Origin of the sequence: Syntrophotalea acetylenivorans (assembly GCF_001887775.1) — a bacterium.
Classification (GTDB): domain Bacteria; phylum Desulfobacterota; class Desulfuromonadia; order Desulfuromonadales; family Syntrophotaleaceae; genus Syntrophotalea_A; species Syntrophotalea_A acetylenivorans.
In genome coordinates this window covers 1,959,823-1,980,382 of record NZ_CP015519.1, presented here as the reverse complement: position 1 = coordinate 1,980,382, position 20,560 = coordinate 1,959,823, and the positions used below count along the sequence as shown (strand labels likewise).

The 20,560-nt window shown below is 54.2% G+C and carries 21 protein-coding genes and 1 riboswitch; of the genes, 12 read left to right on the top strand and 9 right to left on the bottom strand.

Annotation, left to right across the window (positions count from 1 at the left end; genetic code table 11):
* Nucleotides 1-576: 576 nt before the first annotated feature.
* The 3 genes from A7E78_RS09075 to A7E78_RS09065 form a co-directional block, all read right to left on the bottom strand.
* Entirely contained in the window at nt 577-1,332 is a 756-nt protein-coding gene (locus A7E78_RS09075; protein ID WP_072283917.1) for a sulfite exporter TauE/SafE family protein, read from the bottom strand.
* A complete protein-coding gene (locus A7E78_RS09070) occupies nt 1,329-2,072 on the bottom strand; it encodes a tRNA threonylcarbamoyladenosine dehydratase (RefSeq protein WP_072283916.1) in 744 nt (247 codons plus the stop codon). The genes A7E78_RS09075 and A7E78_RS09070 overlap by 4 nt, the downstream gene beginning before the upstream one ends.
* Before the next feature lie 287 nt (nt 2,073-2,359).
* The gene (locus A7E78_RS09065) at nt 2,360-3,145 is read right to left on the bottom strand and encodes a TatD family hydrolase (RefSeq protein ID WP_072285109.1); all 786 of its coding nucleotides are present in this window, start codon (nt 3,143-3,145) and stop codon (nt 2,360-2,362) included.
* Nucleotides 3,146-3,335: 190 nt separating this feature from the next.
* On the opposite strand from A7E78_RS09065, the gene A7E78_RS09060 reads away from it, so the two are divergent.
* The 9 genes from A7E78_RS09060 (at nt 3,336) to A7E78_RS09020 (ending at nt 10,776) form a co-directional block, all read left to right on the top strand.
* Nucleotides 3,336-4,436, top strand: a complete 1,101-nt coding sequence (locus A7E78_RS09060) for a TRAP transporter substrate-binding protein (protein WP_072283915.1) — start codon at nt 3,336-3,338, stop codon at nt 4,434-4,436.
* Between the two features lie 174 nt (nt 4,437-4,610).
* Nucleotides 4,611-5,708 (top strand): TRAP transporter substrate-binding protein, encoded by a 1,098-nt coding sequence (locus tag A7E78_RS09055; protein ID WP_072283914.1) that lies wholly within the window; start codon nt 4,611-4,613, stop codon nt 5,706-5,708.
* A gap of 20 nt (nt 5,709-5,728) precedes the next feature.
* On the top strand, nt 5,729-6,223 hold the full coding sequence (locus tag A7E78_RS09050) for a TRAP transporter small permease (protein ID WP_072283913.1): 495 nt from the start codon (nt 5,729-5,731) through the stop codon (nt 6,221-6,223).
* A 206-nt stretch (nt 6,224-6,429) separates the two neighbouring features.
* Nucleotides 6,430-7,716: a TRAP transporter large permease gene (locus tag A7E78_RS09045; protein WP_072283912.1), complete on the top strand. Its 1,287-nt coding sequence runs from the start codon at nt 6,430-6,432 to the stop codon at nt 7,714-7,716.
* 36 nt (nt 7,717-7,752) lie between these two features.
* On the top strand, nt 7,753-8,010 hold the full coding sequence (locus tag A7E78_RS09040) for a TIGR03905 family TSCPD domain-containing protein (protein ID WP_072283911.1): 258 nt from the start codon (nt 7,753-7,755) through the stop codon (nt 8,008-8,010).
* A gap of 32 nt (nt 8,011-8,042) precedes the next feature.
* A complete protein-coding gene (locus tag A7E78_RS09035) occupies nt 8,043-8,354 on the top strand; it encodes a GIY-YIG nuclease family protein (RefSeq protein WP_072285108.1) in 312 nt (103 codons plus the stop codon).
* 96 nt (nt 8,355-8,450) lie between these two features.
* On the top strand, nt 8,451-8,765 hold the full coding sequence (gene ppnP / locus A7E78_RS09030; RefSeq protein WP_072283910.1) for a pyrimidine/purine nucleoside phosphorylase: 315 nt from the start codon (nt 8,451-8,453) through the stop codon (nt 8,763-8,765).
* 274 nt (nt 8,766-9,039) lie between these two features.
* A riboswitch (FMN riboswitch) is annotated at nt 9,040-9,191 on the top strand.
* A 94-nt stretch (nt 9,192-9,285) separates the two neighbouring features.
* Nucleotides 9,286-9,939: a 3,4-dihydroxy-2-butanone-4-phosphate synthase gene (ribB, locus tag A7E78_RS09025; protein ID WP_072283909.1), complete on the top strand. Its 654-nt coding sequence runs from the start codon at nt 9,286-9,288 to the stop codon at nt 9,937-9,939.
* A gap of 207 nt (nt 9,940-10,146) precedes the next feature.
* Complete coding sequence (locus A7E78_RS09020) at nt 10,147-10,776, top strand: LysE family translocator (protein ID WP_145924875.1); 630 nt, start codon at nt 10,147-10,149, stop codon at nt 10,774-10,776.
* A 99-nt stretch (nt 10,777-10,875) separates the two neighbouring features.
* On the opposite strand, the gene A7E78_RS09015 is transcribed toward A7E78_RS09020, so the two are convergent.
* On the bottom strand, nt 10,876-11,448 hold the full coding sequence (locus tag A7E78_RS09015; RefSeq protein ID WP_072283907.1) for a nitroreductase family protein: 573 nt from the start codon (nt 11,446-11,448) through the stop codon (nt 10,876-10,878).
* Between the two features lie 414 nt (nt 11,449-11,862).
* Between A7E78_RS09015 and A7E78_RS09010 the strand changes: the two genes are divergently transcribed.
* Together A7E78_RS09010 and cydB are read left to right on the top strand one after the other, a co-directional pair.
* Nucleotides 11,863-13,206, top strand: coding sequence for a cytochrome ubiquinol oxidase subunit I (locus tag A7E78_RS09010; RefSeq protein ID WP_072283906.1), 1,344 nt, complete (start codon nt 11,863-11,865; stop codon nt 13,204-13,206).
* 1 nt (nt 13,207) lies between these two features.
* Nucleotides 13,208-14,236: a cytochrome d ubiquinol oxidase subunit II gene (cydB, locus tag A7E78_RS09005; protein ID WP_072283905.1), complete on the top strand. Its 1,029-nt coding sequence runs from the start codon at nt 13,208-13,210 to the stop codon at nt 14,234-14,236.
* A 325-nt stretch (nt 14,237-14,561) separates the two neighbouring features.
* Here the strand turns inward: cydB and A7E78_RS09000 are convergent, their stop codons facing one another.
* From A7E78_RS09000 to A7E78_RS08985, 4 genes are read right to left on the bottom strand one after another with little or no spacing between them, the layout of a single operon-like run.
* Nucleotides 14,562-16,136 (bottom strand): bifunctional ADP-dependent NAD(P)H-hydrate dehydratase/NAD(P)H-hydrate epimerase, encoded by a 1,575-nt coding sequence (locus A7E78_RS09000; protein ID WP_072283904.1) that lies wholly within the window; start codon nt 16,134-16,136, stop codon nt 14,562-14,564.
* A gap of 26 nt (nt 16,137-16,162) precedes the next feature.
* Nucleotides 16,163-17,080: a diguanylate cyclase gene (locus A7E78_RS08995; protein WP_072283903.1), complete on the bottom strand. Its 918-nt coding sequence runs from the start codon at nt 17,078-17,080 to the stop codon at nt 16,163-16,165.
* Complete coding sequence (locus A7E78_RS08990; RefSeq protein WP_072283902.1) at nt 17,038-18,117, bottom strand: cache domain-containing protein; 1,080 nt, start codon at nt 18,115-18,117, stop codon at nt 17,038-17,040. The genes A7E78_RS08995 and A7E78_RS08990 overlap by 43 nt, the downstream gene beginning before the upstream one ends.
* A gap of 47 nt (nt 18,118-18,164) precedes the next feature.
* A complete protein-coding gene (locus tag A7E78_RS08985) occupies nt 18,165-18,914 on the bottom strand; it encodes an HAD family hydrolase (protein WP_072283901.1) in 750 nt (249 codons plus the stop codon).
* Nucleotides 18,915-19,301: 387 nt separating this feature from the next.
* On the opposite strand from A7E78_RS08985, the gene A7E78_RS08980 reads away from it, so the two are divergent.
* Nucleotides 19,302-20,090, top strand: coding sequence for a DUF748 domain-containing protein (locus tag A7E78_RS08980; RefSeq protein ID WP_072283900.1), 789 nt, complete (start codon nt 19,302-19,304; stop codon nt 20,088-20,090).
* 81 nt (nt 20,091-20,171) lie between these two features.
* On the opposite strand, the gene A7E78_RS08975 is transcribed toward A7E78_RS08980, so the two are convergent.
* On the bottom strand, nt 20,172-20,558 hold the full coding sequence (locus tag A7E78_RS08975) for a hypothetical protein (RefSeq protein WP_072283899.1): 387 nt from the start codon (nt 20,556-20,558) through the stop codon (nt 20,172-20,174).
* Nucleotides 20,559-20,560 lie beyond the last annotated feature (2 nt).

The window sequence follows — 20,560 nt, the reverse complement described above, 5'->3', positions numbered from 1 at the left end:
ACAGCTGTTTTAACAAGGGCAATTTCGGTGCCATGTGCCCAGAATTGTTGCAATGGGCATATCTACTTGAAACCCTAGGGTATTTTGTCAAAAAGACGCCAAAGTTCCATGTTTTTCAAAAAGGCTGCTGGTGCAAAATGTGCGCAAAAAATACAAAAAGCGCCAAAATAGAACAGTTGTTATGCTGTCTCCGGTATGTCCAGGGGCCAATGTCAGTACGCCGGATATCAACAGGTGTCATCCGGCAAGGGGTGGAAGGGTTTAAAATTATTGGCTATGCCCCTTCCTCTTGGTTGACAGGATGTTTTTTTCTTCAGTGTTTTTCCGGGTGTTTCACGGTTTTGATATTTGTCCCCAATGTCACCTGGAGGGAATGGTTTGAGCTGCGCTCCCCTGTTTGGTGAAAAATATCAAATATCGTTCTAAAAAAGATTATAGTTTTTTGGCGGTCGTAAGTGTCGATTGGTCAAATTGTTGTCGATTATACCAGAGATGTTGGGAATGCAAAGGTCGGTGGGGAATAATTTTTTGTTACTGCCTTGTTTTTACGAGTGAATTTGAAGGGTGCTGAACGAATTAGGCAAGCAGTAGTTTGATGGCAAAGCATAAGATGGTAAGGGAGACGACATTTTTAATCCAATCGTGCCCTTTGTTTATCGCCATGCGGGTGGCGATGGTGCCGCCGATGGAGTTTCCGGCGGCCAGGGCCAGACCAAGACCGAAGTTGACTTGCTGGTGTTGAATGAAGACCGCCAGGGCGACGAGAGTGAAAATGCCGACAACGAATACCTTGATCGCATTGATTCGTACCAGGTCAAGGCCTTGGGCCAGCAGGGCGCTGATGATCAGAAAGCCCACACCGGCCTGAACGAAACCGCCATAAACGCCGATGGCAAAAAAACAGAGCAGCAATGCGGCAATGCGCCAGCGATTGAGATGTAGCTCTGCGCAGCGCCAGCGTTTCATGGGGTCGAGGGTGTTAAAAACCAGGACACCGATCATGATGACGGCCAGCAGGCGCTGGAAGAGTTGCTCGTCGATGGTTATGGCCAGGTTGGCGCCAAAATAACTGCCTGCCAGGGCCGGGACGGTGCAGAGCAGGGCGAGGCGAAGAGGAAGTACGCCGTGACGACGAAAGGAGGAGGCGGCAAAGATGTTCTGGCTGAGAATAGCAATGCGGTTGGTGCCGTTGGCGGTGGCCGCGGGCAGGCCGAGAAAGATCAACGTCGGCAGGGTCAACAAGGAACCCCCGCCGGCCAGAACATTGATGAATCCGGCCAGCAGGCCTATCAACGCCAGAAATCCGCATTGCCAGGCAAAGGTGGCGGTCACGTCTGATCCCCGCCGAGCAGTTCTTGAATCACTTCGCCGGCCATGGTCAGGCCGAATATGGGCGGAATGTAGGAAGAGCTGCCGAGGGTGACGCGTGGCCGATGGTCGTCGTCTGTGCCATCCCCTTGCGGCATCTCTGCGGCGAGGGGACGGAATTCTTCCAGGGAGTAGACCACCTTCACCCCCCGGCGGATGCCCCTTCGGCCCAGTTCTTTGCGCATGATGCGCGCCATGCGGCACTTCTGGGTGCGGGCCAGGTCGCCGACCCGGATCAGGGTAGGGTCGAGCTTGTTGGCTGCGCCCATGGCCGAGATGACGGGGATGGAACTGTTCATGCAGCTTTCAATCAGGTGCAGCTTGGCGGTAATGCTGTCGATGCAGTCGCACAGGTAGTCGTAGCCGCCGTCCAGCAGTTCGGCAGAGGTGTCGGCGCTGAAAAAGGCCTCGATGGGCCGAACTTCGATTTCCGGATTAATAGACAGGCAGCGCTTTGCCATAGCTTCCACCTTGGTTTGGCCGACGGTCTGCTCCAGGGCATGGATCTGGCGATTGATGTTGCTGAGGGCAATACGGTCGAAATCGATCAAAGTGAGACGGCCGATGCCGGCCCGGGCCAGGGCCTCGACGGTGTAGCTGCCGACCCCTCCGACCCCGACTACGGCCACGGAGGCATTTTTTAACCGTTGCAGGCCGTCGCTGCCGACCAGCAGTTCTAGACGTTCAAAGCGGTGATGTTCCATATCTGTAAAGCTGGCTCCTTGTGTGGATTAATACTATCGAAATCTTGCTGTATTGCGGAAATTGCTTGGAATGTATAGGCCTTAAGCTCTTGCGAAAGTCTAGCGATCAGTTTGTTAAAAACAAGGCATTCTTACCACGAAGAGCACGAAGTACACGAAGAGGGCCCAACCTGCCTATTGACGGGGCTGGGTTCCTTCGTGATCTTCGTGTCCTTCGTGGTGTAAGGCTTGTTGCCTTAAGGTCTTATGCCTCCTGGCAGGGTTAAGATTATCGACAAACAATGCGCTCACTTCAATCTTAGTACCCGGCAGGCGTTGGCCGTGGTAATGCTAGCAGTTTCCGCCAGGCTCCAGCCCCGCAAGTTTGCAACCCGTTCGGCAACCAGGCTGAGATAGGACGGTCTGTTCGTCTCGCCGCGATGTGGGTGCGGAGCCAGATCCGGCGCGTCGCTCTCCAGTACGATCCATTCGGCAGGCAGGGCTTTTAGCACTTCGGGCCCACGGCGGGCGTCGGGCCAGGTCAGAGGGCCGCCGAAGGCGATGGCAAAATTTAATTTAATAGCGGCAAGGGCAGTTTCCTGACTGCCGGAAAAGGCGTGCCAGATGCCGCCATAATCGGCTGCCTGTTCTTGGCGCAGAATATCCAGCAGCCTGCCGTTGGCCTTTCGGCAGTGCAGCAGCACCGGAAGTCCAGCCTGCCGGGCCAGGCGCAACTGGCCGCGCAGGGCCTGTTCCTGGATTTCGGCCACCGGGTGCTCAAGGTGGCCGTCGAGGCCGATCTCCCCGATGGCGACTACCTGTGGCCGGTCGACCAGCGTCCTGAGTTGGCTCGCGATGTCGTCGTTCCACAGGTGGGCTGCCAGGGGGTGAACCCCGGGAGCCGTCAGGCAGCCGGGAAGGGTAGTGGCTATTTCCAGTAACCCCGGCCAGTTTTGCGGCTCGATGCCGGGCAGCAGAAAACGACCGATGCCTTTTCGCTGGGCACAGCCGATCTCTGTGGCCGGATCGAGCTCGTCAGGCAGGCGGTCGAGATGCACATGGGTGTCGAAAAAATCCTCGCGATGGGCTTGCATAGAGCCCATGCTAGCATAGCTATTAAACAGAAGGAAGCTGCGCATAGGCCCTGTGGTGTCGAACTTGGGTGGTGGTTGCAGCAAGCAAAGATGAAATGTTCTTTACTGGATAACGGCGGCTGTTTTATGCTGCCAGGCGCTGTTCCACAATGACGTGGCAATAGTTGTACTTAAATCGATGGAGGTGGGAATGAAGTGCTTTCGGCAGATGTTGATGGTGGGGCTGGGATTGTTGGTGGTGTTGTGCGGTTTGACAGGCTGCAAGCAAGAAACGGATCTGTCGGCTAAACAGGAAGCGCCACCGGCGGCGAAGGAAGTAGCGAAAGACCCCTTGGCGGCCTGGCAACCCTCTTTTGATCCGAAGGGAGCTGACTATACCTATATCCTTTCCAATGTCGACCACCCGGCCATTGAGGGGATTGCCGTCGGTTACCATATCCGCGACAAGGTCTGGAAGCGCTCTGGCGGTCGTTTGTACGTCGACTTTCGCCCCATGGCCCAACTGGGAGGGGAAAAAGATGTCATCAAGAAGCTCAAACTTGGTGCGGTGCAAGGCATGCTCTGTTCGTCTGTAGCGGCCGTTAACGTAGCCGACAAGCTCGGCGTGGTGAATTTGCCCTTTGTCGTCGACAGCTTTGAAAAACTTGAAACTTTCCGAAATACCCCTGCATTATTCGATGATTTCCGCGATGCTGCTGCCGGACAGGGTATCCTTGCGGTGGACTTTACCGGATACGGCACCTATGGCTGGGCTACCAAGGAGCCGGTTCGAACTCTTGAAGAGGCTCGGCGGGTCAATTTTCGAGTAGCTCAGGCGCCGGTAAATATCGACAGTTACAAGGCTTGGGATCTTAAATTTACGGTTATGCCCTGGCCCGATGTGCCTCAGGCTCTGCAAACCGGTGTGGTCACCGGTCTCGACCATACTCCTATCGTTTGCAGTATCACCAAAAAGTTCAACTTCGCCAATAATTTCACCCGGCTCGACTATGCTCAAGGACTCTATATCCATTTGCTCAATAAACGCTGGCTGGAAGGTTTGCCGGACGATCTGCAAGCCATCCTGTTGCAGGCCATCAAAGAAGAAAGCGCCAAGGCACGGGCTCTGACCCGGGATCAGCAGGAACAGGAGCTTGTCGCAGCACAAAATCGCGGGGTTCAGGTCTTTCAACTTGCCCCGGCCGATCGTCAGCAACTCATCAAGCTTTCGCAGCCGGTCTACGATAGTTGGGCGCAAAAGATCGGGCAGGATTATTTAACGCGAGTCCGGGATGCTCTGGGGACTGATTGATTGCGGGTCTTCCGTGCATCCGCTTTCTAATATAAACCTTGACCGGCGGCCGGCCGGTCGTTATTCTCCTGCGATAGTGCTAAACGGTTGAGTTTGTGAGGATTTAATATTTCGACGAGGGTCGTTCAGGTCATCGACGATTTCAGTTAACTTCGTTACTAGGGGGATTAGACAATGAAACGACTATGTATCCTGTTGGGCGGGCTGCTGATGGTTGCGGCTTTGGTTGGATGTCCGGGCGAAAAGAAAAGCGAAGAGAAGGTACAGGAGCCGGCCAAGCCAGCCGCCGCTGAAAAGGCGGCTAAGCAGGATCCTTTGGCGGCTTGGCAACCCAAATTTGATCCAAGCGGTGCTGAATATACTTACCTGTTGTCCAATGTTTCCCACCCGGCTATCGAAGGGGTCTCCTTCGGTTATCGCCTGCGGGACAAAGTCTGGGAGCGTTCCGGCGGTCGGCTCTATGTCGATTTCCGGCCCCTGTCCCAGCTCGGTCAGGAAAAGGCCGTGCTCAGTAAGCTCAAACTCGGAGCGATTCAGGGCATGCTCTGTTCTTCGGTGGCGGCGGCGAACGTGGCCGACACCCTGGGCATTGTCAACCTGCCCTTCGTGGTCGACAGTTTCGACAAATTGGATGCCTTCCGCAACGACCCGGAGTTGTTCAGCGAATTCAGCAACAGCGCTTTGGGCCAGGGGTTGAAAGTTGTCGACGTGACCGGTTACGGTTCTTACGGCTGGGCGACCAAGGAGCCGGTGCGCAACCTGGAGGATGCTCGCAAGGTTAACTTCCGTATCGCACAGGCGCCGGTTAATGCGGATATCTACAAGGCCTGGGGATTAAAGTTCACCGTTATGCCCTGGGGTGATGTGCCTCAAGCGCTGCAGACCGGTGTTATTAATGGTCTTGATCACACTCCCATCGTTTGCAACTTGACCCGCAAGTTTGAAGTGGCTCGTTACCTGACTCAGATCGATTATGCTCAGGGGTTGTTTATTCACCTGATGAACAAGGCCTGGTTTGAGCGTCTGCCAGCTGACCTGCAACAGATCCTGATGGAAGCCATCGCTGAAGAGAGTGCTGCCAGTAGAGCCCGTACTCGCGATCAACAACAGGAGCAGATTGCCGCGGCAGAAGCCAAGGGAGTCGAATTTTTTCAGCTGGCCGAGACCGATCGGCAGAAGCTGATTGAGATGAGTGCACCGGTTTATAAAGTTTGGGGTGAAAAGATTGGTGTCGAGTACCTGCAGAAGGTGCAGCAGCGCCTCGGTAACTGAAGTTGGCGGAAAGATCTGAAATGATGCAGAAAATGCTCAAACGTGTGGACCGGTCTCTCGGTTTTGTCGAGGACTGGTCCCTTTTTATCGCGGTAGCAGTGGCCTTGCTGGTCGCCATGGCCAATGTGGTGTTGCGCAAATTGACACCGATTAGCCTCTATTGGTCCGATGAAGTGGTGAAAAAGGTCATCTTTTTTACCACTTACATTGGTTGTAGTGCGGCGGTGCGCAAGCGGGCACTGATTCGAATCGACGCTTTGCCGCAGATGGTGAAGGGGCTGAAAAAGCCTTTAACGGCTTTCAGTCATCTGGCGGTGCTGATTTTTGCCGTCTTTATGGTGCGCTATGGTTGGACCATGACCGTATCGGCCTGGAACGATCCTTTCGCCCGTACCGCTACTCTGGAGATTCCCGAGTGGTTCTTTTATGCGGTGCTGCCCCTGATGGGGGTGATGCTTATTTTGCGCACCTTGCTGGTGTTAATTGAGGATTGGCGTGGCCTTCCGGCTGAATAGCTTGAATATGGTTTCCGGTTTTACGTTTGGCTCAAATTCTGTTTACCATCCGTTTGCTCCGCCCACTAGAGGTCACAGAGAAGACTGTTGATTTTGCGGAATTCCTCTGTGTCCTCCGTGGTGAAAGATTTTGACCGTGGCGGGCCATCACTAGAGCTTGGTGAAAACCCAGATACAGTTATTGCTTTACGGGAACAGTACCTTTTATGGATATCAGTTATTTAATTGTTTTTGCCTTGTTGGTCGGTGCTTTGGCAACCACCGTTCCGGTTTTCATGGCATTGTTTTTCACCGGTCTGGTCGGGCTGAGCCTGGCCGGCATCGATCCGCAGATCGTGGTCGAGGTGCTGTATCGCAGCATGGACAAGTTCGCCCTTATCGTGGTGCTCTTTTTCGTCCTCTGCGGCAATATCATGACCACCGGCAGCATCGTTGAAAAGCTGATAAAGACCGCCAATGCCCTGGTGGGTTTTCTGCCTGGCGGATTGGCCATGGCCGGGGTTCTGGCCTGCGGTTTTTTCGGAGCCATCTCCGGTTCCACGGTGGCCACGGTGGTGGCCATCGGCGGTTTCATGATCCCGGCCCTCATTGAGCATGAGTACGACCATTCCTTCAGCGTCGGCATCATGACCACCGCTCCGGTGTTGGGGGTAGTTATCCCGCCCTCCATCTCCATGATCCTCTATTCGATGATTTCCAACGATTCGCTGGAGGCACTGTTTTTGACCGGGTTCGTGCCCGGGTTGCTGATCATGGCCGCCATGTCCCTCTACGCCTGGTTCTTCTGTCGGCGCCGCAACACCCGCACCTCTAAGAGGGTGTCGTTGCAGGAATTGCTGGCAGTGCTGAAGGAGAGCGCCTGGGCGTTGCTGTTGCCGGTACTGATTTTCGGCGGCATCTATTCCGGGCTGTTTACCGCCAACGAAGCGGCGGTGGTGGCCTGTTTCTATGCCTTTTTCGTCGAAATCGTCATTCACAAAGATATGCGCGTGCGGGACGTCAAGCAGGTGGTGGTCTCCTCGGCAGTCACCTCGGCCAGCCTGTTGGTGATAGTGGCCGGAGCCTCTGTGTTCGGCGAGTATTTGACTTTTCAGCAGATTCCCAATCTGGTGGCCAAGCTGGTGGTGGCCAAGATTCACAGCCCCTGGGTCTTTTTGCTGGCGGTAAATATCCTGCTGTTGTTGATCGGCATGTTCATGGATATCATCTCTGCCACCCTGATTCTGACACCGATCTTTTTGCCGCTGCTGGCGCAGTTCGGCATCGATACCCTGCATTTTGGTCTGCTGATGACCTTGAATCTCGGCATTGGCTACTGCACGCCGCCCCTGGGTGTCAGCCTCTATATTTCCGGCGCCGTGGCTCACCGTGATCTGATTTACGTCGCCCGGTCGGTATTGCCTTTTCTGGTGATTCAGATCGCAATCCTGTTGTTGCTGACCTATTGTCCCGATCTGGTGTTGTGGCTGCCGCGGCTGTTTTATGGCGGTTAATGCCACAGGGGCGTCTTCGCTTGAAATGGACTGAGCATGAAGATTGACTATCAGACTCACGGTACCTGTGCCAGTGCCATCACGATAGAACTTGAAGGTGAACGGGTAAAAAATGTTTACTTTTCCGGTGGCTGTCACGGCAATGCTCAGGGTGTGGCCGCTCTGGTTGCAGGCCAGCCAGTGAGCGAGGTCATCGAACGCTTGCGTGGGATTGAATGTGGTGCCAAGGGCACCAGTTGCCCCGATCAGCTGGCCACGGCCCTGGCCGAATCTCATTTGCAAGTGGCTTCTTGAAGAGTGTCGGCTGAAACGAATTGACCCTGGATATGCAGCGCTGGTTTCTTTATTTATTGCGCAACGAACGTAACGCCCTGTATACAGGGATTACTACGGATCTCTCACGCCGGATCAGCGAACATCGTGGCCGTTCCAGTCGCGGCGGCAAGTTTACCCGCAGTTGTAAATCCCTGGAGTTGGTCTATGATTGCGAAGTGGGGTGCCGTAGCCTGGCATTGAGGGCCGAGTTGCGGATCAAAAGATTGCCCAAGTCCCGCAAGGAACTTCTGGTTGCCAAGAGTCCTGGTCGTAGCGATCTGTTGGAAATTCTGGGATTGGCCGCGGTGAGTGTGGAAGAGTGAACAATAGATAACCAAATAACAATCAAGTTGTTTTTTAAGTTGGGTATAATCCATGGCCAAAGCCATGGATAAAAGTCATCGATCAAGGAGATTCCAGTGGGTGAATTCAAAAATGTTTCGGTAATCAAGAAAGCCAATGTCTATTTCGACGGAATGGTCACTAGTCGCACTGTCCGCTTTGAGGATGGCACGGAAAAGACCCTAGGCATGATGTTGCCCGGCGAATACCGTTTTAACGCCGATGCTCAGGAGACTATGGAAATTTTGAGCGGTGAACTTGAGGTGCAGGTGGCCGGCGACAACGAATGGAAGACCTTCAAGGGAGGCGAGGCTTTTGTGGTTCCGGCCGGCTCCTTTTTCGTCGCCAAGGTTAAAGAGCCCACCGATTATTGCTGCTCGTATATGCGCTAACAGCTAGTTTCCGTCCGGAAACGGTGCTTTTCCGCCGTGGCGGCGTCAATCCGCGGGCTTGCTTGTACGGCGTACCGATGATGTACGCCTCCGCGCAATCCCTTGATTTTCTTGCCACGACGAAAAATCCCTCGTTTCCGACTCGGAAACCCACCAGAGTTTTCGGGGCAGTTGTCTTTTGCGAGGCGACTGCCTTTTTTATTGTCTGCCACCCATCTTTACAATAATAGAATGGTGGTTGACAACGGGCCCTTGGACGTTCTACAGTTCACTCGCTTATTCTCAGGGCGGGGTGCGAGTCCCCACCGGCGGTATCCCAGGTTGCTCTGGGGAGCCCGCGAGCGCTCCTTTTGTCGTTAAAGGAGGTCAGCAGATCTGGTGTGATTCCAGAGCCGACGGTTATAGTCCGGACGAAAGAGAATGGGGCAGCCAGCAACCCGCCATGTTCTCCCCGGCCCCTGCTTTTTGCCTGTTCACGCCCTGATTCTGATTTTTTCCTGAATGGAAGAAGGGTGTTCCCATGAGTCAATCCTTGTTAAGTCAGTTCGGCGATTCAATCCAGCGGGTAGAGCGGGCCCTGGAGGCCCTGCGTGCCGGCCGTGGTGTGTTGGTTTCCGACAACGAAGACCGTGAAAATGAAGGCGACCTGATCTACGCTGCCGAGTCCTTGACCGAGGCGCAGATGGCCCTGTTGATTCGCGAATGCAGCGGTATCGTCTGTCTCTGTCTGCCCGATGAGAAGGTTCGCCAACTGGAACTGCCGATGATGGTCGAGGACAACTCCAGTGCTTACGAGACCGCCTTTACCGTCACCATCGAAGCGGCTGAGGGTGTGACCACCGGGGTATCCGCCGCCGATCGGGTAACCACCGTCAAGGCAGCCATCGCCGACGATGCCAAGCCGGCCGATCTTTGCCGGCCCGGCCATGTGTTTCCTCTTCGGGCTCGCCCCGGTGGGGTGCTGGAACGGGAAGGTCATACGGAAGCGACCGTGGATCTGATGCGCCTGGCGGGACTCAAGCCTTGTGGCGTGCTTTGCGAAGTGACCAATCCCGACGGGACCATGGCGCGTCTGCCGGAGATAGTCGATTTTGCCAAGCGGCGCTATTTGCCGGTAATGACCGTTGCTGATTTGGTGAACTATCGGATTGCGATGGAGCGTAAAGCCAGCTAGTTTCTGCCTGGAAACGGCCCTTTTCCGCAATCTCTTCGTCAGTCTGCGCGTTTGCGTGTGCGGCGTAGAAAACTACGCCTCCGTGCAACCGCTTGACTTCCTTGACCTTGCGAAAAATTGCTCGTTTCCAAATCAGAAACTTCGGTACTGTTTATTCGGGGCTTTTTGGATGGAACCAAGAGTGAGTTCGGCACAGGAGGGTATGAATTGATATCGGTAACTCAGTTGATGCTGTTTTCGGTGACCTCGGTGGTGCTGATCTTCACTCCGGGGCCCGACATCATCTATGTCATGACTCGTGGCGTGGCCCAGGGGCGCAAGGCCGCCCTGGCTGCCGCCGCCGGTTTCAGCCTCGGCAATTTTGTGCATATCTTCTTCGCAGTGGTCGGCCTTTCGGCGTTGCTGGCGTCCTCGGCTCGGGCTTTTCAATTGGTCAAATATGCCGGTGCCCTGTATCTCATCTATCTCGGCATCCGCATGTTTCGCAGCAAAACCGAATTGGCCGGGGGAGGCGGGTTAAAGCCCTTGCAAGGTCGGACGATCTTTTGGCAGAGTATTCTGGCCAATATTCTCAACCCGAAGGTGGCGGTGTTTTTTCTCGCCTTCTTTCCCCAGTTTCTTGATCCGCAGCGCGGTTCCCTGGTCCTGCAGATGTTGTTGCTCGGCACACTGTTCGTGGTCTTGACCATGGTCTGTTTCGGTCTGGTCGGATTCTGCTCCGGCTGGATCGGGGGGTGGCTGCGGGAAAAACCTGCTGTCGGGGGGCGTCTGGGCCAGATGGCCGGCAGTGTGCTGGTGCTGCTTGGTTTACGTCTTGCCTGGCCGGATGCTCGTTAGTCTGGCCGCTTAACAATCAATGCCAAACGATAACGGTCCCCCTTGGAAACATTCCAGGGGGGACCGACTATTTTACGACTAAACCATATAAGGGCACACCTAGAGCCAATTGATATAAAAATTCTTGCGGGGATTGGGATTGCTTTCGCTGCTTCTTGCTTGAGCGGGGTGACCGAGAATAACCGGCGCGACCAGCTCGTATTGCTCTGGAACTCCCAGCCCCCTTTTCACCGCCGGTTCTGCCAGAATGTTGTGGGCAAAACCGATCCAGCAGCAGCCCAGGCCTTTTTCTTCGGCCAGCAGGTGCAAGTTATAGGCGACCATACTGCAGTCGTACACATGCCAATAAGACTCCCGGTTGCCGTAGACAATGACCAGTGCAGGGGCATTGTAAAAAATATTGTAATCCGGATCGCGAATATACTCTTCGTATTGGTGCATGTGGGGGTTGTCTTCCAATGTCGCCAGCCAAGCCGTTTTAGCCGCATCCGAATAGGAGCGCAGCTTGTCCTGACCTGTGATCACTACAAAATGCCAGGGCTGATTGTTGGAACCGCTCGGAACCCAGGTTGCGGCATCGATAAGGGTTTTGATTTCCTCCTGTTTCAGCTCCTGACTGGAAAAGTTGCGGCAGCTGATGCGGCTTTTTATCAGGGTTTCGAAGACTTGCATAGTCAAGCTCCGTAAATGTGTGCGCTGTTATGCGTCAGTTAATTTTTTCGCTGGTTGCTTTGGTGAGGATCTGAACCTGCGGCAACCTGTTTCTGTTAGTTAAAAAATTAAAACTAAAGAACCTTATATTTTTCTCTTTCTGGAGTCAAGAGCTGCCTGTTCTCAATTCTTGCTGCGTCTTGGCATATCGTAAATTGTACCAGAGCCATCAAAACAGTCCGTCAAACTGGTTAATGCTTTCCTGTAATATAGCCGCAGCTACCATGATTTCGGTCATTATCGGGGTCTTTGAAGAAATTTGTTACTGAAAAGGTAATTGTTTTCTGTTAAGGTTTGCCGAAGAAGCGGTTCTGTACCCGTCGGACCGCTGCGGAATGTGTCAACCTCAACCGTTTTGTGCAAGGAGGGATTGCTATGGATGTGGTGGCGTTGAGCCGGTTACAGTTCGCCGTGACCAGTATGTTTCATTTTATTTTTGTGCCCCTGACTCTGGGGCTGGTACTGCTGGTGGCCTGGATGGAGACCCGCTATGTGCGCACCGGCGACGAGATGTACAAGCGTATGGCAAAGTTCTGGGGCAAGTTGTTCCTGATCAACTTCGCTCTTGGAATTGTTACCGGCATCACTCTGGAATTTCAGTTCGGCATGAACTGGGCCGAGTATTCCCGCTATGTCGGCGACATCTTCGGCGCGCCGCTGGCCATTGAGGCGACGGCGGCCTTTTTTCTCGAATCGGTCTTTATCGGTGTCTGGGCCTTTGGCTGGGACAAGGTCTCGAAAAAGGTTCACCTGCTGTCGATCTGGATAGTGGCGATCTCCAGCAATCTGTCGGCACTGTGGATTCTGCTGGCCAATGGCTGGATGCAGAATCCTGTCGGCTATGTGCTGCGCAACGGCCGTGCCGAGATGGTCGATTTTGGCGCCATGTTTACCAATCCCTACGGAGTATGGAAGTTTTACCATACGGTGGTTTCCTGCTATACCGTGGGGGCCTTTTTCGTTATGGGCATTTCTGCCTGGCACCTGTTGCGGGGCAGTAAACCGGAATTCTTCCGCCGCTCCTTTCGCATGGGCGCGTACTTTGGTTTGGTCGCTATCGCCCTGTCGCTGTTGACCGGCGATTATCAGGCCGAGGTGGTGGCCCGCTACCAGCCGGCCAAACTGGCGGCTATGGAAGCTCACTGGGAAACAGGCACCAACGCCGGCATTCATTTGCTTGCCTGGCCCGATGCCGAGCAGGAGCGCAACGTCGTCGAAGCTGCCTATGTGCCGGGAGTGCTTAGTTACTTGGCTTATCGAGATCTCGATGCCGAGGTTGTCGGGCTTAATGACATTCCCCGGGAGGATCGGCCACCCATTCTGCCAGTATTTCTCAGCTTTAGAGCCATGGTCGGGTTGGGTGGCCTGATGGTTCTGGCCTCGGTTCTGGCAGCGTTCTTTGTCTGGCGCGGCACCCTGGACAAGCAGCGGCTGTTTCTGCGTCTGTTGATTTACTTCATCCCTATACCCTATCTGACCATTCAGCTTGGCTGGCTGGTCGCCGAGGTCGGACGTCAGCCTTGGTTGGTCTATGGCGTGATGCGTACTTCGGAGGGCGTGTCCACCGCCATCAATGCCACCCAGGTGGTGGTTTCCCTGATCGGCTTCACCCTGCTGTACAGTGCCCTTGGGTTTATCGATATCTATCTTTTGTTCAAGTTTTCCCGCAAGGGTCCTGAAGAAAGCCCGGCGGCCCAACCGATACTGAAGGAGGCGTAACATGGAGCTGCAAATTACCTGGTTCGTGCTCTGGGGAGTATTGTGGGCGGTCTATTTCATGCTCGATGGTTTTGTCCTCGGCGCCGGCATGTTAATGAACTTTGTCGCCCGTAACGATGCGGAAAAGCGGGTGGTGATCAATACCTTCGGGCCGGTATGGGATGGCAACGAGGTGTGGCTGATTACTGCCGGCGGCGCCACTTTTGCCGCCTTTCCCACTACCTATGCCCTGATGTTCAGCTATCTCTACAGCGCCCTGCTGATTCTGCTCTTTTCGCTCATCGTGCGCGGTGTCTCCTTTGAGTTCCGTGGCAAGATGGACGGCCTCGGTTGGAAGAAGGGCTGGGACATTGCTATTTTAGTCTGCAGCTTTTTGCCGGCCCTGCTGTTTGGAGTCGCCTTTGGCAATATCTTCGGCGGCCTGGCCATGGATGCCTCCGGCTATCACGGCTCGTTGATCGGCCTGCTCAATCCTTACGGCCTGCTCACCGGTTTGCTCTTCGTCGGGCTATTTCTGCAGCACGGTGCCCTCTACCTGTCGGTCAAGACGACCGGGGAGCTCAAAGAGCGCGCCCGGCGCACCGCCAAAATGCTTTGGCCGGTGGTGCTGCTGATCGCCGTTGTCTTCCTGGCCGCGACTGCTAAGGCTACCCTCCTGTATGACAATTACTATGCTCAGCCAGCATTGTGGGCGGTGCCGCTGTTGACGGCCCTGGAATTGATCGTGGTGCGTATCATGCTCGGCCGCGGCAAGTTGCTTAAGGCTTTCGCCGCCTCCTGTGCCACTATTCTACTGGTGGTAGCGACCGCCCTGGTTGGGTTGTTCCCCAACCTGATTCCTTCCAGCCTTGATACGGCGTCGAGTCTGACCATCTTTAATTCGTCGTCGAGTCCTTATACCTTGGGAATCATGACTGTGGTGGCTTTTGTTTTCGTGCCCATTGTCATTGCTTATAAGATCTGGACGTATCGAATCTTCCGAGCGCCGGTCACTGTCGAAGAGGTGACCGCGGATGATCATGCCTATTGACCATGTTGCAAGTTGATTCAAAAGGGCCGGTGGCGACTGTTGTGTTGCCATCGGCCTTTTTGTTTTTCGGAATGAAGCGGGTTGTGATTAGTTGCCATCGATAGAGCAAGGCCAGCGGGTCGCGGTCCGCCAGTCGCCCTGCTTTTTGTTCAAGCCAACAAAAAGTAGGCAAAAAATGGCTGCCAGGTACGGTTCGTATATATAGGTAACACTTCGGTTCAGGTACATGGGCAATATTTTTGGATTACGCCTCACGCCTTTTACCGCCCCTGTAATTGCCGCCAAACGCAGGGAGTGTAATGGGAAAACGGAACAATGATTGGATTCAGACTGGCAGGGGGCCGCTATATCGAAGGGCCAGGGAGGCCGGAAGACCGTTGCGTTCCATCTGCAAAGCCGTCGGAAGGTAATCGAGAATATCCCCGGCGGTCATGCCGTCCTCACCAAGAGCCTCGGCGGCCAGATCGCCAGCCAGGCCGTGCAGCAATACCCCTTTACAAACGGCGTCAACAAAGGGAAGGCCGAGACAGAACGCGGCGGCAATGGTCCCCGTTAAGGTGTCACCGGTGCCGGCAGAGCCCATGCCGCTATTGCCGGACAGGTTGATGAAGATCTGGCCGTCTGGGGTTCCGATAAGGGTATGAGGGCCTTTGAGGACGATGACCGCCTGCAGTTTGGCTGCCGCCTGTCGCAATATGCCGATTTTATCCTGTTCGATTTCGGTAATGCTGTAACCGGTCAGCCGGGCCATTTCACCGAGATGGGGGGTGAGTACCGTCGGTGCGGTTCTCTGTTGCAGAATTTCCGGTTTGGCGCAGAGGGCGCTTATGCCGTCAGCGTCGATCAATAGTGGAATATCGAGGGTAGCTACTAATTCGCAAACCAATTGTTGGCTTTGAGGGTCCAGGGAGAGGCCGGGACCGATCACCGCGAAATCCTGGCTGGCGGCAAGTTCAAGCAGGGCAGCGCGGTTGCTCAGGGCGATACTTCCGGAATGGGTCGTCAATTGAGGCACAAAGACCACCTCGCCTGCCTGCATGGACAAATAGGGGACGATAGTCTCTGGTGTCGCCAGTCGGCTGTAGCCGCCCCCGGCCTTGAGAAAGGACAGGGCGGCGAAGCGCGGCGCACCCAAGTAGCTGGCGGCACCGGCGATGAACAGGGCCTGGCCAAAGCTGCCTTTGTGGCCGGTAACATCCCGGGGTGGCAGGGGGGGCGGATGGTTGATCGCTACCTGCAGTTGTTTGTCCTCGGTCAGGGCCAGAGGAAAGGAAATGTGGCTGACATGCAAGGTGCCGCAAAGGGCAAAGCCGGGATAGAGCAGGTTGCCGATTTTAGGCAGGCCGAAAGTTACGGTGGCTGTGGCCTGAACAGCTGTTCCCAATATCTGGCCTGTGTCTCCATCCACACCGGAAGGGATGTCGAGGCTCAATACCGGTTTTCCGCTGTTGTTGATCAGCTCGATGACCTGTTCCTGCAAACCGCTGATTTCGCGGCTCAGGCCGGTGCCGAAAAGGGCGTCGACAACCGTATCGCAGTCGGTTAATTCATCAGCCAGAGTGTCGCAGGCGTTGAGCTGGCTCATATTCAGGGGCAGACGGCGGACGATGTCAAGGTTGAGTCGCGCCGCGCCGGTGAATCGGTTTGGATCCCCCAGCAGATAGACCTGAACCTTGGCGGACAGAGAGTGAAGCTTGCGGGCCAATACCAGTCCGTCGCCACCATTGTTGCCGAGACCGCAAAAAATCAATACGCGTCGTCCGGCGATGGGGGCCATGCTCTGAAGAACGGTGCAGGCCGCCTGACCGGCGTTTTCCATCAACAATTCTTCCGCAATGCCATATTGCTCAATGGCGGCGCGGTCCATAGCCCGCATCTGGTTGACGGTACTGACATTCATCGAAAACTCTCCAAAAGGAACTGGGGTCAGCGTTTGACGGGCAGAGCGACAACCCGGTTGCGGCCGGTTTCCTTGGCCCGAAACAAGGATTGATCGGCAGCTTCCATCAACGATTCGGGAGAGCCGCCATGGGTCGGTATCGAAGTTGCCATGCCCAGGCTGAAGCGCACGCAGGAGTCGGACAAGGGGCCGGAATGGGGGATTTGCAGGTTGGCGAGAGTCTGTTGAATGCTGGTTGCCACCCGTTTGGCGCCGGCGTGGTCGGTACCGGGCAGCAAAATGAAAAACTCTTCGCCGCCGTAGCGAGCGACCATATCGGTAGGCCGTTGCAGCGATGCCTGAATGGCTTGTGCAATTTCTTGCAGACAACGGTCTCCGGCTTGATGACCATAGGTGTCGTTGAACTGCTTTAAGTAGGTGATGTCACACATGATGATCGAAATAGGCGACTGCTCCCGCAACATCTGGCTCCAACAAAAATTCAGGTATTCATCGAATTTTCGATGATTGGGTATGCCGGTTAAGCCATCGACCAGAGAAAGTTCCTGCATCTTCTGGTTCACCAGTCGCAGAGCTCCTTCAGCTTTGGAACGCTCTTCGATCTCTTCGCGTAAAGCCAGGTTCAGACGCTCCAGTTCGATAGTTCGTTCCTTGACTCGCTGATCAAGCATTTCGATTTGCTGTCGGTTCTCTTCGGCCAGGGCCTGGTTGTCGCGAAAGATCTTTTCGATATTGGCGAAGTGGGGCCGCCATACAACGGGGATGCGGGAATCAATTAGCGGGGCTTTGCGCCGATCAAGGGCGTTAATAAAACGGAGCATCTGTTCCGATGGCCAGACAATATGCCAGTGATTAAGAAAGGCCATGGTGCTGATCATGCCAAGCAACATCAGCAAGGCAGTCAGCGCTCCGCCACCCAGATGGGCGACGAAGGCCTTGGGCAAGGATGGCCGCTGCTGATAAAAAACAATTTGCCACGGTGCGTTTTCCAAGGGGCACGCAATACGGACCAGGAACCGAGTTTGTTGAGTTGCCAGGCCGGAAGAGATTCAAGATCGGTCCCTGCCTCTAGTAATTGGTCCGGTAAGGTTTCTTGTAAGGTGGGGGGGCTTGCGCTGGCGGTATTGATGAGATTCGGATGTGCCAGAACCTGCTGTTCCTTGTTGGTTAGCAGCAGTGAGCCAGAGTCGGTCTCGAAGTCTTTAACCAAAGAGGAAAAGTACTCGGTGGTCAGGTCGATGGCGACGATGCCCAGAAAGCGCTTTCCATCATAGACCGGAGCCGAGCAGGTGGTCATCAGCCCTTTCCCATATTCATCGAGATAAGCTTGGGTCCAGAATGTCTGTCGGGTGGGGTTCTGCTCCGGCAAACCGAGCTGGTAAAAATCGTGCTCTTTCAGCCGGGAACTATAACGAAAATCAGCGGCCGAGACCCAAGGGTAAATATTGATGAAATCGTTCTTGGAGAGGTAGTAAACCCAGGCAAGGTCGGTGAAGTTTTCGTGAATAGCATGAAAGCGGTGATTAAGATCGAGAGCCATATGCATTTCCCGATAAAAATCAGGACTGCGCTTCTCGATACTGCCCATGCCTGTCAGGTTGCCGACCATTTCCTCGCTGAACAGAGGACGGAAGTCGTCCAGATGGAAATAGTTGCCTTCAGAGTTGTCGTTCAACTCACCAAAGGCCAATGGGACTGGCTGGCCCTGGTGTCGGGCTCGGTTGGCCAGATCGGCTTCCGCACCGAGTTGCAGGGTGCGCACCTGGCTACGGATATTCCCAAGTAGACCGTCGATGGATTTGGCCCGCTCAGAAAAATGATTCTGCAGCACCTGTTGTTCCGTTTTTGTTTTTACACGGAAGTTCTGAACCAGCAGAAAACAGAAAGCCAGAAAGATAGTGAATAGCAAAACCAGCATTAACAGGTTGTGCCGAGCGTGGAAAGGGACAAGGTCGTTGTTTTTGGCAGTGGTGTTGTCCACGATTATGACCGCCTGTTACTGAGGGAAGAATCTTTGTTGCCAGGATATCAACTATTGGAGAATATTAGTTCTTTCATGGAAAAATGTAAACCTCTTTGGCTTTTTTCCGACTGTACCGGAAGTTTAGCCAGGGGGCAGCGGAAGCGGCGCGGAAGAGATTTCTCCCAGAACCAGGGGGGGACTTCCTGTAGTTTGCGGATGACTTGAAAAGCACCGTTGAATTCGTTGTTAGGGGTCAATCGGTTGGGCAAGACCACGCAACGCAGGCCGGCTTGCCGGGCGGCTTCAAATCCGCGGCGAGTATCTTCAATCACCAGACATTCCTCGGCTTGCAGGCCGCTGATCTTTAGTGCCTTAAGATAGGGCTCGGGGTTGGGTTTGCTGTATTGATAGTCTTCTCGCGTCAAAATAAAATCGAAAAACCCCAAAAGACCATTGTTTTGATGGATGAGATCAAAATGCTCTCGTCTGGAGCTGGTTACGATGGCCATGGCAACCTTGCCGTGAAGGGCTTGCAGGGTTTCCGAAGCGCCGGCCATGGGGGCGGCGCCGTTTTGCAACAGTTCGGCGTAGCGTTGGTTTATGTGCTGCCGCAAAGTCTCCAGGGTTCTGTCGCTGACGCCTTGCTCGGAGGCGAGGCAGAGGGAGCTTTTCCCAAGGCCGAGGCTTATGTGGGCGAATTGTTCTATGCTCAGCTCAATGTCGACTTGTCGCAAGGCATCGCGACTGGCCTCAAAGTAGAGATGTTCGGTGTCGACCAAGACTCCGTCGTTATCCCAGAAAACAGCTTTGACCATGACAACATCCTGTAATGAGAGACTGAAAGAATAATGACCGTTTATTATGACACGAAAGGGTGGCGGATAACAGACTGGGCAACGCTTATCGCCGAGCCGTAGTGTTTGGTTGAGTACAAGATTTTGTTGATGGAGCCGATAGCGCTTCTGGCTGCAGTAGACATTATGATCCGCCAATTGATTTACGCTGTCAAAGAGGATAAGGTATAGATGAATAGATCGTCACCTGGCAGGGCGGCTGCCTGGGTTGTTTTGTCCAAGCGCCATGGCTTCAGGTTTGGTGCTTTCTTGCTAAACAAGTTTTGTTAAAAGAGCAAGTCCGTAATGCTCGCCCGTGGGTTACGCAACAGGGCCCACCAATCGGTATCAACAAGGAGATTCGTCATTATGAAAAAGCTGTGGTTTTTTATTGCTGCGGTCGTTGTTCTTGCCGCAGTGGTGGTGATTTTTGGTCTGTCCAATCTTGGACCGCTCATCAAAAAGGCTGTCAACACCCAGGGTCCGAAGATTACCGGCACCGAATTGCGCCTGGGGGATGTCGATGTGAGCCTCTTGTCCGGTCAGGTTACCTTGCAGAAATTTCTGCTCGGTAACCCGAAGGGGTTCAATTCTCCTCATGCCGTGGCCGTCAAGTCGATTTATGTCGATGTCGATGAGAAGTCCTTGACCGGCGAAACGATCATTATTGAACGTATTGAAGTCGTCGGGCCGGATATCTATTACGAAAAGGGTGCCGGAAGCGATAATTTCAAGGCGTTGCAAAGAAATATTGCCAAGGAGGCAGGGGGAGGAAGCTCTAAGGCTTCTGCCGACAGCGGCGAGAGTAGTAAAAAGCTTTTGATCCGTGAACTGGTTATTCGTGATGGCCAGGTGCATCTGGCTGTGAAAGGCCTCGCGGGCCAGGAAATCAGTGCCAAATTACCGGAGATTAAATTGACTAATGTCGGTCAGAAAAAGGACGGTGTTTCTCCGGCAGAGGCCGCCCGTGAAATTTTTGCCGCCCTCTACGGCAAGATTTCCTCTCCGGATGTGAGCGGTGTGCTTAGCAAGGGTCTGCAGGATCTGCAGGGCGGGGCCGAGCAAATTGGTCAAAAAGCTGTAGAGCAGGTGGGAGAAAAAGCCGCTGGAGAAGTTGAGGCCGCCAAGGAAAAACTCAAGGGGCTATTTAATAAATAAGGCGAGCTGTCTTAAGAAAAAGGCCGGTTCAACCACCAGGTTGGACCGGCCTTTTTAATGACAAAGATAGAGCATTATACTTTAGGGCTTTACCGGCAGATCGAATTCCATTAGAGGACCGGAAAAGGCTTGTTCCGCAGGTCCGTAACAACGATAGCTGAGGCTGTCGAGATTGAGAATCCCCTTATTTTGTTCCTTGTCTAGGTGCAAGCGCATCCGTCCTTCGGCGAGGATTGCATCGGTAGAGAAATTAAACTGCCGAAAGCGTTCTTGCGGGCTGATAGTCAGCCGGGCAAAGGATTCTCCTCTTTGGACAAATTCTATGCTGACGGTTTCGCTTCCATCGGGTACCAGCCAGCGCATTTCGATGCAAGCGAAGCGTTTAACGCCGCGGGTGTCGGCTTGAGCATTACCCACAGACAGGGTAGCTGATAGCAAAACAGCGGCAAAGATTTGCCAGGTCTTCATTT

Bases quoted from the DNA above. Each gene is read 5' to 3' on its own strand.
- A7E78_RS09070 (WP_072283916.1), bottom strand. From the start codon at position 2,072: ATGGAACATCACCGCTTTGAACGTCTAGAACTGCTGGTCGGCAGCGAC.
- A7E78_RS09065 (WP_072285109.1), bottom strand. From the start codon at position 3,145: ATGCAAGCCCATCGCGAGGATTTTTTCGACACCCATGTGCATCTCGAC.
- A7E78_RS09060 (WP_072283915.1), top strand. From the start codon at position 3,336: ATGAAGTGCTTTCGGCAGATGTTGATGGTGGGGCTGGGATTGTTGGTG.
- A7E78_RS09055 (WP_072283914.1), top strand. From the start codon at position 4,611: ATGAAACGACTATGTATCCTGTTGGGCGGGCTGCTGATGGTTGCGGCT.
- A7E78_RS09050 (WP_072283913.1), top strand. From the start codon at position 5,729: ATGATGCAGAAAATGCTCAAACGTGTGGACCGGTCTCTCGGTTTTGTC.
- A7E78_RS09045 (WP_072283912.1), top strand. From the start codon at position 6,430: ATGGATATCAGTTATTTAATTGTTTTTGCCTTGTTGGTCGGTGCTTTG.
- A7E78_RS09040 (WP_072283911.1), top strand. From the start codon at position 7,753: ATGAAGATTGACTATCAGACTCACGGTACCTGTGCCAGTGCCATCACG.
- A7E78_RS09035 (WP_072285108.1), top strand. From the start codon at position 8,043: ATGCAGCGCTGGTTTCTTTATTTATTGCGCAACGAACGTAACGCCCTG.
- ribB (WP_072283909.1), top strand. From the start codon at position 9,286: ATGAGTCAATCCTTGTTAAGTCAGTTCGGCGATTCAATCCAGCGGGTA.
- A7E78_RS09015 (WP_072283907.1), bottom strand. From the start codon at position 11,448: ATGCAAGTCTTCGAAACCCTGATAAAAAGCCGCATCAGCTGCCGCAAC.
- A7E78_RS09010 (WP_072283906.1), top strand. From the start codon at position 11,863: ATGGATGTGGTGGCGTTGAGCCGGTTACAGTTCGCCGTGACCAGTATG.
- cydB (WP_072283905.1), top strand. From the start codon at position 13,208: ATGGAGCTGCAAATTACCTGGTTCGTGCTCTGGGGAGTATTGTGGGCG.
- A7E78_RS09000 (WP_072283904.1), bottom strand. From the start codon at position 16,136: ATGAATGTCAGTACCGTCAACCAGATGCGGGCTATGGACCGCGCCGCC.
- A7E78_RS08985 (WP_072283901.1), bottom strand. From the start codon at position 18,914: ATGGTCAAAGCTGTTTTCTGGGATAACGACGGAGTCTTGGTCGACACC.
- A7E78_RS08980 (WP_072283900.1), top strand. From the start codon at position 19,302: ATGAAAAAGCTGTGGTTTTTTATTGCTGCGGTCGTTGTTCTTGCCGCA.
- A7E78_RS08975 (WP_072283899.1), bottom strand. From the start codon at position 20,558: ATGAAGACCTGGCAAATCTTTGCCGCTGTTTTGCTATCAGCTACCCTG.